13 protein-coding genes are annotated in these 16,256 nt (G+C 36.0%); 1 reads left to right on the top strand and 12 read right to left on the bottom strand.

Going from position 1 to position 16,256, the window contains the following annotated elements; all coding sequences use genetic code 11:
* Positions 1-192: 192 nt before the first annotated feature.
* From LUA90_RS05240 to ffh, 4 genes are all read right to left on the bottom strand, one after another.
* Positions 193-1,326: an MBL fold metallo-hydrolase gene (locus tag LUA90_RS05240; RefSeq protein WP_231490551.1), complete on the bottom strand. Its 1,134-nt coding sequence runs from the start codon at positions 1,324-1,326 to the stop codon at positions 193-195.
* A gap of 418 nt (positions 1,327-1,744) precedes the next feature.
* Positions 1,745-2,218: a hypothetical protein gene (locus LUA90_RS05235; RefSeq protein WP_231458527.1), complete on the bottom strand. Its 474-nt coding sequence runs from the start codon at positions 2,216-2,218 to the stop codon at positions 1,745-1,747.
* Between the two features lie 72 nt (positions 2,219-2,290).
* On the bottom strand, positions 2,291-3,829 hold the full coding sequence (locus tag LUA90_RS05230) for a YifB family Mg chelatase-like AAA ATPase (protein ID WP_231490550.1): 1,539 nt from the start codon (positions 3,827-3,829) through the stop codon (positions 2,291-2,293).
* Between the two features lie 353 nt (positions 3,830-4,182).
* On the bottom strand, positions 4,183-5,523 hold the full coding sequence (ffh, locus tag LUA90_RS05225; RefSeq protein WP_231458525.1) for a signal recognition particle protein: 1,341 nt from the start codon (positions 5,521-5,523) through the stop codon (positions 4,183-4,185).
* A gap of 397 nt (positions 5,524-5,920) precedes the next feature.
* Here ffh and LUA90_RS05220 point away from each other — a divergent pair, with 397 nt between their 5' ends.
* A complete protein-coding gene (locus LUA90_RS05220) occupies positions 5,921-8,344 on the top strand; it encodes a DUF5916 domain-containing protein (protein ID WP_231490549.1) in 2,424 nt (807 codons plus the stop codon).
* A gap of 215 nt (positions 8,345-8,559) precedes the next feature.
* On the opposite strand, the gene LUA90_RS05215 is transcribed toward LUA90_RS05220, so the two are convergent.
* The 8 genes from LUA90_RS05215 to LUA90_RS05180 form a co-directional block, all read right to left on the bottom strand.
* Positions 8,560-9,564, bottom strand: a complete 1,005-nt coding sequence (locus LUA90_RS05215) for a DUF3078 domain-containing protein (protein WP_231490548.1) — start codon at positions 9,562-9,564, stop codon at positions 8,560-8,562.
* Between the two features lie 95 nt (positions 9,565-9,659).
* On the bottom strand, positions 9,660-9,920 hold the full coding sequence (locus tag LUA90_RS05210; protein WP_231490547.1) for a hypothetical protein: 261 nt from the start codon (positions 9,918-9,920) through the stop codon (positions 9,660-9,662).
* Between the two features lie 77 nt (positions 9,921-9,997).
* Entirely contained in the window at positions 9,998-10,705 is a 708-nt protein-coding gene (locus LUA90_RS05205; RefSeq protein ID WP_231490546.1) for a hypothetical protein, read from the bottom strand.
* Between the two features lie 93 nt (positions 10,706-10,798).
* On the bottom strand, positions 10,799-11,635 hold the full coding sequence (locus LUA90_RS05200; RefSeq protein WP_231490545.1) for a glucosaminidase domain-containing protein: 837 nt from the start codon (positions 11,633-11,635) through the stop codon (positions 10,799-10,801).
* A gap of 20 nt (positions 11,636-11,655) precedes the next feature.
* Complete coding sequence (locus LUA90_RS05195) at positions 11,656-12,330, bottom strand: glucosaminidase domain-containing protein (protein WP_231490544.1); 675 nt, start codon at positions 12,328-12,330, stop codon at positions 11,656-11,658.
* Between the two features lie 50 nt (positions 12,331-12,380).
* Complete coding sequence (locus LUA90_RS05190) at positions 12,381-13,016, bottom strand: O-methyltransferase (protein ID WP_231490543.1); 636 nt, start codon at positions 13,014-13,016, stop codon at positions 12,381-12,383.
* A gap of 9 nt (positions 13,017-13,025) precedes the next feature.
* Positions 13,026-13,442, bottom strand: coding sequence for a Holliday junction resolvase RuvX (gene ruvX / locus LUA90_RS05185; RefSeq protein ID WP_231490706.1), 417 nt, complete (start codon positions 13,440-13,442; stop codon positions 13,026-13,028).
* Positions 13,443-13,548: 106 nt separating this feature from the next.
* A complete protein-coding gene (locus LUA90_RS05180) occupies positions 13,549-15,969 on the bottom strand; it encodes an outer membrane beta-barrel family protein (RefSeq protein WP_231490542.1) in 2,421 nt (806 codons plus the stop codon).
* Positions 15,970-16,256: the final 287 nt, after the last annotated feature.

The following is a 16,256-nucleotide window of genomic DNA, read 5'->3' as shown; positions in this document are numbered from 1 at the left end:
ACGACTATGCCAAAGAGAATCTAATCAGCTAAATTCAGCTGCCATTATTTGATTTGTGTCTTATTTTAAGCATCTAAAAATCAAAGCCTTACGTAAATGATTATAACGATTTTTTTCATGACAAATAAAATCCAGACTTAATTAGTTGGATGGCTAATAGTGTTCGGTTTTATAGATGATTTTCGGAAATACTTACTTCACGCCAATCCACCATTGATTAAAAATCTGCCTTTCGTTTTTTAGATAAACAAATTCGCCAATCATTGGCGTTACCAATGGGATTTGAGCTTTCTTATTTAGTTCTGTAATTTTTACCAAAGGTTCGTCCCAGGGATGATTTGCCAAAACAAATTTTGAAGAATGTACCGGAAATAGTCTTTTAGCTTTCAAATCTTTTGCTGCTTGCAAACCTTGCTCAGGCATTAAATGGATGTACTTCCATTTTTTATCGTACTGACCATCTTCTAAAATCGCCAAATCAATAGGGCCGAATTTCTTTCCAATTTCTGCATAGTGTGTATCATAGCCGCTATCACCGCCGATGTAAATTTTCATTGTTGGGCTTTGGAAAACGTATGACATCCATAACGTATTATTTCTGGTAAATCCCCGTCCCGAAAAGTGGCGTGCCGGTGTGGTATGCACGAAAAAGTTATCGCCTAAATCGATGGTTTCATTCCAGTCTTTTTCTAAAATATCATTTAAGTTATAACCCCATTCCTCAAAATCGGCACCAACGCCCAAACCACAAATCACCTTCTTAGTTTTTGATTTTAACTCGACTAAGCTTTGGTAATCTACATGGTCGTAGTGGTCGTGAGAGATAATTAAATAATCGATATCGGGTAAATCTTCTACCTTGTATCTTTCGGTACCTTTAAAGGCTACCACCGTTCCCGGAATTGGAGAAGCATTACCACTAAAAACCGGGTCGACTAATATTCTTTTACCATCTAATTGTATAAAATAAGATGAATGCCCAAACCAAACCAAAATATCCTGGTCAATTGGTAAATTCAATAAATCTACTTTTTTGGATGGAATACTATCTACAGGAGTTAATCTGGGATATTTTGTAAATAGTTTATCAATAATGATACCCATAGTACTATAACCTTCGGTTACAGCTGGAGTTGCATGGATGTTTTCAAAAATACCATCTTTAAAATGTGGTGACTTTTTCATCCGTTCTAATCTTACACCTTCAGCAGCTTTACCGAATAAAGGTTTCTTCATGTAAAAATAGGTTACTAAAAAAAGGATTGCAATTAATGAAATAATTGTAATCAGGCCCCATTTAATAATTTTATAAATTTTGCTTTTCATCTGTATGATACGCACAAAGTTATTTGTAATTTTTAAATATTATCTGCATTAATTATTTGGTGCATAAAAAATTATAAAAGATAAATTAATGATTCCTTTGTTCTCGGTAGAAATATTAAAACAATCCAATTTTCCTCTCAACACATCTGATTTGGGCTTGCTTAAAAATCGCTGCCCTTACTTTTTCTCCATTAAAATAGTAACGTGTAGAAAGTATAGTGCCATCTGGTCTGTACATTTGGCAAAGGCCATGTCGCTTACCATTTAAAATTCTGCATCCATATTCTTTTTTCCTTGTGCAAACATAGTTGATAGGCCATTCTGTAAATCTTTTTTATAATAATTTTCTGTTATAGTCTGCCTATTAGATTCCATTATTTAAGGTTAATTTCTACAACTATCTGCAATGGTTAAAATATTAAAAGCTCGATACGCCATTGTTAATAATTTCAGATTCTAAAAATTGTTTATCGTGTTTTAAAAATGCCTCCAGGCATTTAACCACAAAAGATTTATTACACTCTTCCATCCACATTTCATCTATCATGGTTTTAGTTTTCAAAGCACCTAATCCTAAAAATCCTCTATTCGTTTTTTCAATTGGCCGGCTATATCGAACATCGAATTGCGGGCCATTTATTTCAAGATTTTTACCATGGGTGTATGCACCACCAATGTTTAAAGTATGCTTATGATTTGACAAATCCATATAACTTACCTCGAAAAAATAGTAATCATGTATTACTTCATCATGCTTTTCATAAATGTCGATATTTAATTGCTCCCAATTTATTTCTAAAAACGATTGAACTGTTTGGGCCGGGCTACTGTAAGAAATTGTTTCTTCCAGCTCGCGAAAAGGATGTTGAAATTTAATGACTTTGCTTTGCATGTTAGTAATTAAGTTAATCTAAAATACAGTTAATTGTATGTTGAGTTACCTGTGTTATTATCTGGTTCGTATTTAGCCAGCCCAACCATCTCTATCTAAACTTCTGTAATTTATTGATTCGGCCAAATGTTCCATCTCCACATTTTCACTTCCATCTAAATCGGCAATTGTTCTGGCAACTTTTAAAATTCTATCGTAGGCACGGGCAGATAAACCCAAACGCTCCATCGCCGATTTAAGTAAATTAGTACCAGCTTCGCTGATTTGGCATACTTTTCTTACCATTTTCGGACTCATTTGCGCATTGTAATGCAAGTCATCTTTGCCCGTAAACCGAAGGTCTTGAATTTCCCTCGCTTTTATTACTCGGGCTCTTATTAACTCACTTTTTTCCGCTTCGCGGGATGATGCCAGTTCCGAGAAATTAACAGGTGTAACTTCAACATGCAAATCAATTCTATCTAAAAGCGGTCCTGATATTTTACTCAGGTATTTTTGTACAACACCCGGTGCGCAAACACATTCCTTTTCTGGGTGATTGTAAAACCCGCAAGGGCAGGGATTCATCGATGCTACCAGCATAAAACTGGCCGGGTATTCAACAGAAAATCTCGCCCTCGAAATCGCTACTTTTCTATCTTCCAAAGGCTGTCGCATTACCTCTAAAACCGTTCGTTTAAACTCAGGTAATTCATCCAAAAATAAAACGCCATTATGCGCCAAAGATATTTCTCCAGGTGCGGGATTCATGCCGCCGCCAACCAAAGCTACATCAGAAATTGTATGGTGCGGCGAGCGGTAAGGTCTAACCGTCATTAGAGCATCGGCAGCAGAAAGCTTACCTGCAACTGAATGAATTTTTGTTGTTTCTAAAGCTTCATATAAATTTAAAGGCGGCAATATAGTTGGTAAACGTTTCGCTAACATGGTTTTTCCGGCACCTGGTGGACCAATCAAAATCACATTGTGCCCGCCTGCGGCGGCAATTTCCAAAGCACGTTTTATATTTTCCTGCCCTTTTACATCCGCAAAATCATGTTCATAATTGCCAATATTTTTTAAAAATTCTTCCCGTGTATTAATTTTTACTTGTTCTAACGGTTCGCTTTTATTAAAGAATGATATTACCTGTGCTAATGTTTCTACGCCATAAGCAATTAGCCCATCAACAATGGCCGCTTCGCGTACGTTTTGCTTTGGTAAAATAAAGCCTTTAAAACCATCTTGCTGCGCTTGTATGGCAATTGGTAATGCGCCTTTTATGGGTTGTATCGCACCATCGAGCGAGAGTTCGCCCATGATGAAAAATTTGTCCAACTCATCAGCTGGAATTTGTCCCGAAGCAGCTAAAATTCCTATCGCAATTGGTAAATCGTAAGCAGAACCTTCTTTTCTAATATCTGCAGGGGCCAGGTTAACCACTATTTTTTGGCGGGGCATTCTATAACCAGCCACATGTATTGCACTTTCTACCCGTTGCAAACTTTCTTTAACGGCATTGTCGGGTAAACCAACCATAAAATATTTATTACCGGCGCTGATGCTTACCTCAATAGTTATGGTTAAAGCATTTACGCCATAAACTGCACTCCCGTATGTTTTTACAAGCATTAATTTTGAGTAAAATTTTCGGGATGTAGCGTTATTCGGGGACGAATAAATTGAGAATGACTAAGATAGCATTTAACCGCAAAGCCACAAAGAACACAAAGCTTTAGTTTTTAATTTTTATGTTTAAACTAACTTTGTTGCTAAACCCGATTGCACGAATCCCGATTTTTCATCGGGAGTAGGGAAAGCGGGGCTGCAAACCGCCATAGAAGGAAACCGTTCATTTCCAATTCAATAAAAAAATCCCAATCATTTCTGATCGGGATTTAAATATTTGCTTCAAGCTATTTTAACTTTTCACTTTCAACTTTTCACTTTCAACTTTTCACTTTTAACTTTCTACTCTTGAACATCTACCTTCTGCCCATTGGCATTTTCGGCATACCTTTCATCATTGCTGCTGCGGCTGCCGGGTTCGAAAATTGCTTCATCATTTTACGCATATCTTCAAACTGCTTAATTAACTTAGTAACCTCTTCAACCTTGCTACCAGAACCTTTTGCAATGCGTAAACGTCGACTTTGTTGAATCGCATCCGGATTTTCCTTTTCAAATGGAGTCATCGAGTTAATAATCGCCTCGATAGATTTAAAAGCATCATCCTGAATGTCAACATTTTTCATCATTTTGCCAACACCTGGAATCATACCCATCAAATCTTTCATGTTACCCATCTTCTTAATCTGTTGAATCTGGTTATAGAAATCGTTGAAATCGAATTTATTCTTGCGGATTTTCTTCTGTAATTCTGCAGCTTCCTTTTCATCAAACTGCATTTGAGCACGTTCAACAAGCGAAACCACATCACCCATACCTAAAATACGCGATGCCATACGGTCTGGATAGAAAACATCAAGTGCTTCCATTTTCTCGCCGGTACCTATAAATTTAATCGGTTTATTAACAACCGATTTAATAGAAAGGGCAGCACCACCGCGGGTATCGCCATCTAATTTGGTTAAAACAACACCGGTAAAATCTAATCTATCGTTAAATACTTTTGCAGTATTTACTGCATCCTGTCCGGTCATCGAATCCACTACGAATAAAATTTCGTGTGGTTGTGTTTTGGCTTTAACTTCCGAAATCTCGTTCATTAAAGATTCATCAATCGCTAAACGACCGGCAGTATCGATAATAATTACGTTATTTCCGTTTTGTTTACCATGCTCAATACCTTCTAACGCAATGCCAACCGGGTCTTTAGAATCGCGGTTTGCATAAACAGAAACCCCAACCGAAGTTCCTAAAACCTCTAATTGGTCTACCGCCGCAGGGCGATACATATCACCAGCAACCAATAAAGGTTTTTTACCCTTGCCTTTTAAATGCAAAGCCAGTTTACCGGCAAAAGTAGTTTTACCCGCACCGTTTAAACCTGCAATTAAAATAATGGTTGGGTTTGCTTTCGTTTCTAACTCAGTAACTTCACCACCCATTAAGGCAGCAAGTTCATCGTTCATTATTTTAGTTAGCAATTGGCCCGGAGAAACCGCCGTTAATACGTTTTGCCCTAATGCTTTTTGCCTAACCTCATCTGTAAAAGATTTGGCAGTTTTATAGTTAACGTCGGCATCCAATAATGCTTTACGAATCTCTTTCATGGTTTCCGCCACGTTAATCTCCGTAATGCTGCCTTGTCCTTTTAATACTTTAAACGCTCTGTCTAGCTTGTCCTGTAAATTATCAAACATCTTTATATAAGCTAAAAGCTTGTTGCCAAAGCAAAAAGCCAATGATTTTAATGAAACGCAAATGTATCAATTTTTGGTTGTAAATCTTTGCTAACCAAAGTCAAAAATGAATTATTTACAATGCGTTTTAATCCTTTTTTGAAAATTGCCGTTCAGCTCATTTGGCAGGCAGTAGCCCCGCCATACACTACAATCTTTTTCAAACCTATAAGGTTTTTCAACCTTTTAGGTTTAATCAAAAGTATTTCCGTTGCTGTTGGGTTTAGGCACAAGTGCTTGTTGCAAAGCGTTCAAAAAAGGCAGCCCGTGGTGTTGCAGAAGCATTTGGCATTAAATTAATAATTTATTGTGCAACATTTGTAAAGTTTGTGAGTCTTATGGCTACCAAACCAAACTTATGAAATTCTATTTTACGCTGTTATTCGCACTTTCTGTGAGCCTTATTTTTGCCCAAGATCCATCTAAACAAAGAGAACTTAAAGCGGTAAGAACAGCAGAAACGCCTAAAATTGATGGCGTTTTAGACGATGCTTGCTGGGTGAATGTGCCAATTGCAACAGATTTTTTCGAATTAAGACCTGTACCCGGAAGAGTTGAAAAGCAAGATAGACGAACAGAAATGAAGGTTTTGTATGATGATGTGGCGATTTACGTATACGCCCGTATGTATGATGCTGCTGATAGCGTATCGCATGAGTTGGTTTCTCGTGATAACATTGGTAACGCAGATTTTATTTCCATAATTGTCGACCCATTTTACGATAAAATGAATGGTAATGGTTTTTTTGTTACGGCTGCAGGTGTTCAGTTTGATGCTAAATATTCGCAGGTTGGCGATGAAGATCCAAATTGGAATGCAGTTTGGGAAAGCGCCGTAAAACTTGATGATAAAGGCTGGACATGTGAAATGAAAATTCCTTATTCTGCCTTGCGCTTTTCTAGTAAAGATATCCAGAATTGGGGCTTAAATTTTAGCCGCAGAACACAGCGTAGCAATACACAAACCTTTTGGAACTTTGTAGACCCAAAAGTTAATGGGTTTATCAATCAGGAAGGTTTATGGACCGGAATTGCAAACATTAAAGCACCTTTAAGATTATCGTTTTCTCCATATCTTTCGGCCTATGTTAACCATTATCCGGCAAATTTACCCGGTGTTAAAAACACTACAGCAAGGTTTAACGGTGGTATGGATGTTAAATACGGCATTAATAATAGCTTTACTTTAGATATGACTTTAGTGCCCGATTTTGGTCAGGTGCAATCTGATAACCGAATATTAAACCTTACCCCGTTTGAGGTAAAATTTAACGAAAACCGTCAGTTTTTTACCGAAGGAACAGAACTGTTTAACAAAGGCGATTTATTTTATTCGAAACGCATTGGCTCAATTCCTTCCTATTATAATTACAGCGAAATTGGCGCAGGCGATAAAATTATCAAAGACCAAACAGAGGCTAAGGTGCTAAATGCAACAAAAATTTCTGGTAGAACGGCAAAAGGCTTAGGCGTTGGTATTTTTAATGCCATAACCAATAGCATGCAAACTGAAGTGGAAGACGCAAACGGCAACCTGCGTGAAGTAGAAACCCAGCCATTAACCAATTACAATATCCTCGTTTTCGACCAATCTTTAAAAAACAATAGCTCGGCTACGTTTATAAATACCAATGTTTTAAGACAAGGAAGTGCTTACGATGCGAACGTTTCGGCCCTGCTTTTTAATCTTAATAATAAAAGCAATAAATATTTTGTTAATGGTGGTGGTAAAATGAGCTATTTAAGAGGCGAAGAAACAAGTACCGGTTACAGCTATATATTGCGTTTTGGCAAGCAAAGCGGAAATTTTACCTGGAGTTACAACCAGGTTTACGCCGATAATAAATTCGACCCATCAGATATGGGCTTCTTTACCAATAACAACTTTTTAGACCAGCGAATTGGCTTTGGTTACAATATTTTCAAACCGAGCAAATGGTATAACGAATGGCAAAGTTGGTTCAATCTATCTTATTCCAGAAGGGTAAATCCAGGAGATTACCAAAACCTCGAAATAGAAACCGGTTCTTATGTTCGTTTTAAAAACTTATGGTCGGCCGAGGTTAATGCCAATTATAACGCAAAAGGAAACGATTTTTACGAAGCCAGAAACGGACAGGTTTACAAGGCTCCGGAAAGCTATCAAGTAGGTTTGTTTATAAATCCCAATCGTGCAAAAGCCTATAATTTTGGCGGGAATATCCGTTTTAGAGAGCAGCAATTGTTTAAAGGAAAATCTTATCATTATTATTTATTCCAAAATTACAGATTAAATGATAAGGTAGCTTTTGGTTTAGATTTATACTTTAATCCCAGCTATAATTATGTAAACTGGGCAACCATGCAAGGTGCTCAATCTATTTTTTCAAAATACGATCGCCGAACGGTAGAAAATTCTTTCGATGCTAAATACACTTTCACAAATTTAATGGGTGTTGCGGTTGTGCTTCGTCATTATTGGAGCGACCGCCGAAATAAAGAATTTTATTTGTTGAAACCTGATGGAAATTTAACGGATTACCAGGGCACAAACCCCACCGAAACCGATAGAAATTATAACGTTTTCAATATCGATTTAATTTATACCTGGCAATTTGCGCCGGGCAGTACGTTAACCTTATCGTATAAAGATGCAGCAGAAACTTATCAAACCTATTATATGGAAAGATATAACCGCAATTTGAGCGGAATTTTATCAGCCCCGCAAAATAATAGCTTATCGGTTAAGGTTTTGTATTTTGTAGATTATCTTGATTTAAAGAAAAAGCACAAGAAAATTTAACTGAAAATGTTTGGTATGGGGCAATGGCGGTCTTCAGTCCTGCTTTCACTGCAATCTTTTTGTTATTGTTAGTGCTACTCACACCTGTCATCCTGAGCTTGTCGATGGAAACTTCTAGCAAAAACGCTTCGACAAGCTCAGCGTGCCAGGGAAAACAAAAAGGATTTCCGTTTAATCAGGTTTATTAACAAAAGGCAGCGCCTGCAACAGCAAAACTATCTCGGAAATACAAATACGAAACCTAAAGCTAAAGTTTGGCTACCTTGAATGTTATCCGTTCCGGTATCTCTATCAAACAAACCAATACCGGTTAAACTTGTATTCATAAAACGGTTAATTTTTGCCGTAAGAGCAATATCCAAGCGGTGGTCAATTCTCGAAAATCTAAAATTTTCATACGGAATTAACATGGCGTACCTGGCTTTCAAGTTTGTATTTGTGAAAATATCCTTGTCAAACGCACTTACCACCTGAAAAGCCAATTCATTTCTGAAAGTTTTGCCAATTGGCACACCGTAATTTTTCTTTATATCGCCATTAGCTAAATTCTTATCTAAAACAAAGGTTTGGCGGGCGGTTCCTGTACCAAAACGGGTCGAAAAATATTTGTTTGGCTTGTATTCAAAACCTATAGATTCAGTTAAATAACCCGGCCCCATAAATTTTGAGATTAAAGTGGCTACTTCTGTACCATTTACATTTGCATAAGAATAGCCGTTATCAAACTGAGACTCAAAGTTTAATGAACCGAAGAAATACCAGTTTTTTGATAATTGAAACGAAGCTTTGTTATCCCAGAAAATCCTGTCGTTAGTTTTCTTTTGCAGCTGGTCTTTGTTTTTAATCTTCCCGTATTGCAAAATTACCTCACTAACATAGCTATAACTGTTTTTGCTGTATTCAGCTTTCCAGTTTAGTAAGCCACCAACTGCAATCGAATTAACACCACCACCTTTCCAGTTATTACTAAACTGTGCCTGGTTTACATTAATGCCTATTGATGTTTTGGTTTTCCAGTAATTAACTTTTGCGTTTACAACTGCCGGGCGAAGTTTAACCGGTTCGAAAGATAGTGGCAAAAGCCTGCTTGGTAACGGACTTCGCTTTAACTTAATGTTCAAATCTTTAGTGTCGATAGGAATGGTATCAACTTCCTGAGCGTGTAACTTCGTAAAACCAAGGCTTAAAAAGATGACTATGACGGCTAAATAATTCTTCATTGCCTACAAAGAAAAAGAAAATTTATTACACATTAAAAGGTTTTACTATCAATATGATAAATTAAAGCCTTTAACTACAACATATTTACAAAGTTTTAGGGTAGTTTTAAGGCCTTAACATATTTAATCCACCCGAACCAATTATTGTTTTTAAGGTAGGCCAAATCCTTTTCATTATCATAAGCTTCCTGCTCGAAAACAATTTTCATATAGGCCAGATGGTGTTGTTTGTAAACCAGCAGATTAATTAAATAATTGGCTAAATAGATGATGTAGAATGGTAAAATTAATAATTCGAGCTGCTGCCTGAGGTGGATTTTTTCGTGATTAATTAAGAGCGGATTTTTCTTATCCATTTTTTGCTTTACTAAAATGAATGGAAAAACAGCCATTCCATTAGCCGGCAATTTTTTAAAAACTAAAACTGGCGCTCTCAAAGCTTATCAATAGTTAATTGTGGCAATTGTGGTAATCTTAACGCTTGTGGATTTGCCCTGTAACTTTTATAAGCATTTCTAACAAACATGTTAAAAGAGTAATCCGTAGCCTCCAAAACAAACTGGTATGTTGGACGGTATTGCTGCATAAAATCGGTTATTTCTGGCTCTTTAATACCCAGAATTTGCTGAACAAGATTTGCAGTGAACCGATAATCAATCAAATCCTCGCGATAATCTTTTTCTAATATTTTTTGTAAATGTCGGGCGTTTTTCCCTTGTCTGCTTAGTAAATTATAAATGGCATCTATACCTAAACCAACTCCCCCGTTACCAAAATTCAGCAAATCTTTGCTGCTGCCCCTTTGTGTGGCATATCGAAATTCTTTAACCGATTTTTCGTATTGCTGTTGCGGTGTTAACCTTTTCTGCTGAATTAATACATCTCTTAATCGAATACCTAATGGCTTTAATTGGAAATAAGCCGCAGATTGACCTTTAAAAATTACAGTATCTACACCATAACCACCAAGTGCTGCAACTAATGTATCTCCCGGAATGGCGAATGTGCTAAATTCTCCTTTGGTGGTATTGTACAAACCATCGCCGCTACGCGTATTGTAAATATAAACTTTAGCGAGCCTTTGTTTGGTTTCTTTATCAATAACCACACCCTGCACAGGTTTAGTTTGTGCAAAGAGCATCGCCGAAAGGCTAATAAAAAAAACTAAGGCAATTAAAAATCTCATTGAAAAACAAAACTACAATTAAAGCAGACAGTTATTGGCCGATTAACATTATTTAACCTTCAATACTTGTCCAAGTTTAATGCCATCTGTAGTGATATTGTTTAAAGTTTTTAAATCTTCTACGCTTAGGTTAAACCTTTTGGCTATGTTATAAAGTGTATCGCCTTTAACAACGGTGTAAGTTCCATCGGCTACAATAGGTTTTGCACCAGGTGGCGGCATTTCTACAGGTGTAAATTTCTTCTTTTCCAACGGGATGTTTTCATTTATTTCTGAGAAAACCCGATCTTCTCTTGCAATTTTTTGTTTCTCCGTTTCCGATTGGTCGTATTGATACAGTTGATATTTTTCAATGGTGTTAATCAGTAAATCAGGATATTTTGGGTTTGTTGCATAACCTGCTTGTTTTAAACCTAATGCCCAGCTTTTATAGTCGTTTTTATCTAATTGGAATAATGCACTGTAGCGCTTGCGTTTTAAAAATTCTGAATGGTCTTTAAAAGATTCGTGGGCATCTTTGTAAACTCTAAAACAATCGTTTTTTTGGTCGTCATCTCTGAAATAATTTTTCCCTTTCCAATCGGATGTACATTTAATGCCAAAATGGTTATTTGCATACTTTGCCAAATCGCTGTTACCACTGCCCGATTCGAGAATACCTTGCGCCAATGTTATACTTGCGGGAATACCGTAGGCATTCATTTCTTCGATAGCCACGGCCTTAAATTCATCAATATAACTTAATGTGTTATAGCTTTTATAGGTGTTATTGTTCGCCTTATTTGCAGCTTTTTCAATCTGTTTATTGTTTTTGCTAAATTTTCTTGATGAACAAGAACTTAAAAACAATATAATTAGGGCAAAGAACAGGTATTTGATTTTCATGTATCTCTTTAGGTATATTTTTACAGTTTAATTTTTTGACCAGGTTTAAGGTTAGCTTTTTTCAAACCATTTTTAATCATTAACGATTTAACAGTTACACCTTTCTTTTTAGCAATAACGCTTAAATTATCGCCGGGTTTTACTGTATATGTTTTTGTAAGACGGCTTTTGGAACTTTTCTTTTTGTAAGCAGATTTATAAACAGGCTCTTCATAACCTTCCGGACGTTCATCATATTGGTAAAGCTCATGCTTTTTAACCAATGCAATTACCTGGCTTGCCCAACTTCTGCTGTGTGCATAACCCGAGCGCTGTATACCTCTTGCCCAACCTTTATAATCATATTGGTCATACTTTCCAAAAAGGTTATTAAACGGAGAACGGGTTTCCATAATCTCTACAAAATGGTTATAAGATTCTTCAGCACTTAAATAATCCCGATAGGAAGAACGAATTTCGCTGTTGTTATTTGGACCTTTAACTCCAAAGTGATTATTTAAATATTGGGCAATTCTGCTATTGCCAGATGCAGATTCATGTATCGCGACAGCCAGTATTAAACTTGCCGGTATTTTATGTTCATGCATCAGCGTTTGCGCAATAGTTGCATGTTCGGTTATATAATCTTCGGTATTTTGTGCTTTTAGCGTTATTACACTTAAAAGTAAAATCCAAAAAGTAAAAATATTTTTCATTCTTATTTCTATTGCCGTCATTGCTTCATCAATCGCAATAACGAATATTTTTATTTCTTCCTTATCACAAAAAGGCCATCCCTAACCGGTAAAATTAATTTCTCAACTCTTTTATCTTCAGCTATTTTATCATTAAAGCTAGTTATATTCTGCGTGTCTTTATCTTGCTTTTGTTGCAGTACTTTTCCACTCCACAACACATTATCCACAATAATAATTCCTCCCGGGCGAACGCGTTCAAAAATCAAATCGTAATATGTGCCGTTGTTTTTCTTATCTGCATCAATAAAAACGATATCAAAAACCTCCTCTAATTGGTTTACTGTTTCTGTGGCATCGCCTAAAATATAGTTGATTTTGTTGTGGTAGGGCGATTTTGAGAAGTTTCGGCGAACCATTTCTTCAAGCTCTACATTAATATCGAGTGTGTAAATAATGCCATTTTCTGTTAAACCTTCTGCCAAACAAAGTGTAGCATAGCCCGTAAAGGTTCCAATTTCTAAAATTCTGTTTGGCGATATCATTTTGCTCAGCATACTCAAAACCCTACCTTGGTAGTGTCCGGATAACATGCGGGGCATTAAAACTTTTAAATTTGTTTCTCTATCAATTTGCTGTAGCAATTCGCTTTCAGGCTCGCAATAATCGGTAAGTAAGTTTTGTAAATCTTCGTTTATCAGGCTCATTTTGTTTGGTTATAAACGGTTAGTTTCCATAAAATATTGTAAAATGATGGTTGCTGCAACGGTATCAACCCTTTCCTTATTTCTCCTGTCTGATTTTTTTAAACCACTTTGCATAATGGTTTGATGGGCCATTTTTGAGGTAAAACGCTCGTCTACCCAATACTGCGGAATGGTGGGAAAAGCCTTTTTTAACGAAGTAGCAAAACCTTTAGCATGTTGTTTTGAATCAGAATCTGATCCATCCATTTGCTTTGGATCGCCCAATACAAATGCCTCTACCTGCTCAATAGATAAATATTTTTTGATGTATTCTATCGCATCTTTAGGGTGAATGGTATCTAAACCTGTAGCAATAATTTGCAATGGATCGGTAACGGCAATGCCGATGCGTTTTGTTCCGTAATCGAAGGCAAGGATTCTGGGCATATCAAAATCTAAAACCCAAATTGTAATCAACCGGGCTTGTTAAAAAGCATCAAAGGTAAGGTTTTTTAATAAATAGGTGTTTCGCATAGCAATAACGGCTTACTATCTATGAGCCTGCTCTCTTCATTTCTTCATTAGCACTGCCGGTAGAGCGTTTAGGTAATTTCAAAGGTTTGCCAAAACGGTAACTAAAACTTAAGAAAAACAAACGGCTATCGCGGGTTAGTTTAAAATATTCTTGCGCTTGCGGAAAATCGGTTAGGCCTTCCATCGCCTGCGTAAAGAAAATATCTCTGGCATTAAACTTCAGCGAACCTTTGCCCTTAAAAATGCTTTTAGAAATGGCCCCCGAAATTTGCCCTGTTGGATAAAGTAATTCTTGTAAATCGTTACGTGCCTTTGTTATGTAAAAACCAGAAAGCTCTGCATTTAATGTTTTGGTAATTGTAAATTGATTGCTCAGATTAAATTGAAACTGGTTTACCGATGATTGATAGTTTACGTTTTGATAACCATCGAGTTGCTTATAATTAAAATTACCTTGACCATTAACTAACCACCATTTTAACGGAGAGATTTGTAATGATGCTGATAATCCTAAATTTTTCATTTTGCCTACATTGCCATCTGTGTAGATTAAAATATCCGAGCCTTCGGATAAAAATAACTGAGAAAAATAATTATTAATTACACTATAAGATACAGTTGTAGTTAGGAGTTGATTGTAGCGATGGCTTAATTCTAAATTCCAGCTGTTTTGGGGCAATATGTACGGATTACCCCTTTGAATAGTGTATTTGTTAATAATAAAAGTAAATGGATTTAACTTTTGGTACGGCGGCCTGTCTATTCTACGGCTAGCCGTTAAGGTAAACATGTTTAAAGAATCGGCCTGATAACTTAAGTAACCTGAAGGGAATAAATTGGCATAACTTCTTGAAAATGAAGAATCGGGTTTAGCGCTATTGCCTAACTGATTCGCATCATAATCGGTGTTTTCGAAACGCATACCTATTTGCGCATTAAATTTGCTGGTTTTATGTTCAAAACTGGTGTACAAAGCATTAATGTTTTCTTTGTACTTGAAATGATTGCTCCGGTTTAAATCAGGTGTTCTTATTAATCCATTAATACTTATAAAATCTGCTTTATTATCTGTTGTTATGGATGATGATTTGAAACCAGATTCTAAAGTGTTGTTTTTGCCAAGGCGAATGGTATAATCAGCTTTAGCAGAAAATATTTTTAAATTGGATGGGCTTTGAATATCTGTACCTTGGGTATAACTATTTGCTAAAATTAATCTGTTTGTAAATTGCTGGTTGTTGTTCATGTTATACCTTAGCAAGTCAACATCAACCGATAATTCATGATTTTTTCCAATTAATTGTTTAAAATTAAGATTTGCAGCACCATTTTTTAACTTATAAAAAGAATTACTTACCGTTGATATTGCTGAATCTAAAACACCATTTGGTTTTTTCCACATAGCAACAGCATCACTTTTCCCATCTCTATTAATTAAAGTTCCACTTGCCGAAAAACCGATAGTAGTAGTTTTTGAAGCGTAAAAATCAACACCCGCTTTTAAAAATTTATACCGCATGAGGTTGGCAATTGCAGTATTTTGTTCTAAAACAGCAGTTGTATTCTTATTTTGATCTAAGTAATTACGGTTTGCGTAAATATCAGTAAAGCTGTTGCCTATATTAAAATTTGCAGCTGCAAAAGCGTTTAATTTGCCCTTTTTGAAATTTAGCAACAACCCATTATTATTTTTATAATCTCGGCTCCAGCCGCCTACAATACTTACAGAGCCATTGAAACCATCCTGATTAAGTTTTTTGGTTTTAATATTTATAATTCCGCCATTGCCGCTGGCATCATATTTTGCTGAAGGATTGGTCATCAATTCGATTTGATTAACCTGAGATGAATTCATACCAGCTAATAGATTGGTTAATTCTCCGCCCGATAAATATGTTGGTTTACCATCAATCATTACCAAAACATTCGGTTTGCCTTGTAAACTAATTGCTCCGTCTTTATCAACCATAACTCCTGGAGATTTTTCAAGCAACTCTAAAACGGATACACCTGTATTGGTAATGCCGGCATCAACATTTATTACAATTTTGCCCTGAATGTGCTGTATTGGCGGTTTTTTCCCTTCAACAACAACATCTTTAAGTACCTGACTACTTGGAAGAATTTTTATATTTATGGTATTTAGTACGAAAGGCGATTTAATTTGTATTGATTTTCCATTCTCGTAACCAATAACCTTTGCTAAAAAATAATAGTTTCCTTTAACGGGTTCGCTAAATAACACAGTACCTTTTTTATCTGTTCTCCCAGATTTTACAAGCACATTTTTAGCAGATAAAAGCTGTACGGTAACATTCTCAAACGGAAGATTTTTCTCATTAAATACAACAACCCGAATTAACTTGGATTTATTTTGAGCAGCGCTCGCCATCGTAAATAGCAATAAAAATAGCCATAATAAAGACTTTAAGCGGTTCATTCTGATGACAAAAGTTAGTTGAGCGTAACGGTTGGGTGTCAAATATAGAAAAAATTTAGTCACACTCATGTTACACGGTAGAATTTATATGCCACAGATTTCCCTTTCATTATTTTCATAAATCTTAATTTTTAATGCTAAAAAATTGGGATGGTATCTTAGGATGAAGCAAACTATTGTTTATTTAGGCAGTAGTTTTACTCTTATTTAGAGTGAGAATTATCAAACATTAAGCCAATTTTAAAATTTTAAATCATTGCTTTTCAAGTTGGGTATTTTTTTATTGG

The sequence above is a fragment of the Pedobacter sp. Leaf170 genome, assembly GCF_920984665.1.
GTDB lineage: Bacteria > Bacteroidota > Bacteroidia > Sphingobacteriales > Sphingobacteriaceae > Pedobacter.
Note: the sequence above shows the minus strand (reverse complement) of the source record. Positions and strands in the feature narration are given on the sequence as shown.

Bases quoted from the DNA above. Each gene is read 5' to 3' on its own strand.
- LUA90_RS05215 (WP_231490548.1), bottom strand. From the start codon at position 9,564: ATGAAGAATTATTTAGCCGTCATAGTCATCTTTTTAAGCCTTGGTTTT.
- LUA90_RS05205 (WP_231490546.1), bottom strand. From the start codon at position 10,705: ATGCTCTTTGCACAAACTAAACCTGTGCAGGGTGTGGTTATTGATAAA.
- LUA90_RS05235 (WP_231458527.1), bottom strand. From the start codon at position 2,218: ATGCAAAGCAAAGTCATTAAATTTCAACATCCTTTTCGCGAGCTGGAA.
- ffh (WP_231458525.1), bottom strand. From the start codon at position 5,523: ATGTTTGATAATTTACAGGACAAGCTAGACAGAGCGTTTAAAGTATTA.
- LUA90_RS05220 (WP_231490549.1), top strand. From the start codon at position 5,921: ATGAAATTCTATTTTACGCTGTTATTCGCACTTTCTGTGAGCCTTATT.
- LUA90_RS05200 (WP_231490545.1), bottom strand. From the start codon at position 11,635: ATGAAAATCAAATACCTGTTCTTTGCCCTAATTATATTGTTTTTAAGT.
- LUA90_RS05210 (WP_231490547.1), bottom strand. From the start codon at position 9,920: ATGGATAAGAAAAATCCGCTCTTAATTAATCACGAAAAAATCCACCTC.
- LUA90_RS05240 (WP_231490551.1), bottom strand. From the start codon at position 1,326: ATGAAAAGCAAAATTTATAAAATTATTAAATGGGGCCTGATTACAATT.
- LUA90_RS05190 (WP_231490543.1), bottom strand. From the start codon at position 13,016: ATGAGCCTGATAAACGAAGATTTACAAAACTTACTTACCGATTATTGC.
- LUA90_RS05230 (WP_231490550.1), bottom strand. From the start codon at position 3,829: ATGCTTGTAAAAACATACGGGAGTGCAGTTTATGGCGTAAATGCTTTA.
- LUA90_RS05195 (WP_231490544.1), bottom strand. From the start codon at position 12,330: ATGAAAAATATTTTTACTTTTTGGATTTTACTTTTAAGTGTAATAACG.
- LUA90_RS05180 (WP_231490542.1), bottom strand. From the start codon at position 15,969: ATGAACCGCTTAAAGTCTTTATTATGGCTATTTTTATTGCTATTTACG.
- ruvX (WP_231490706.1), bottom strand. From the start codon at position 13,442: ATGCCCAGAATCCTTGCCTTCGATTACGGAACAAAACGCATCGGCATT.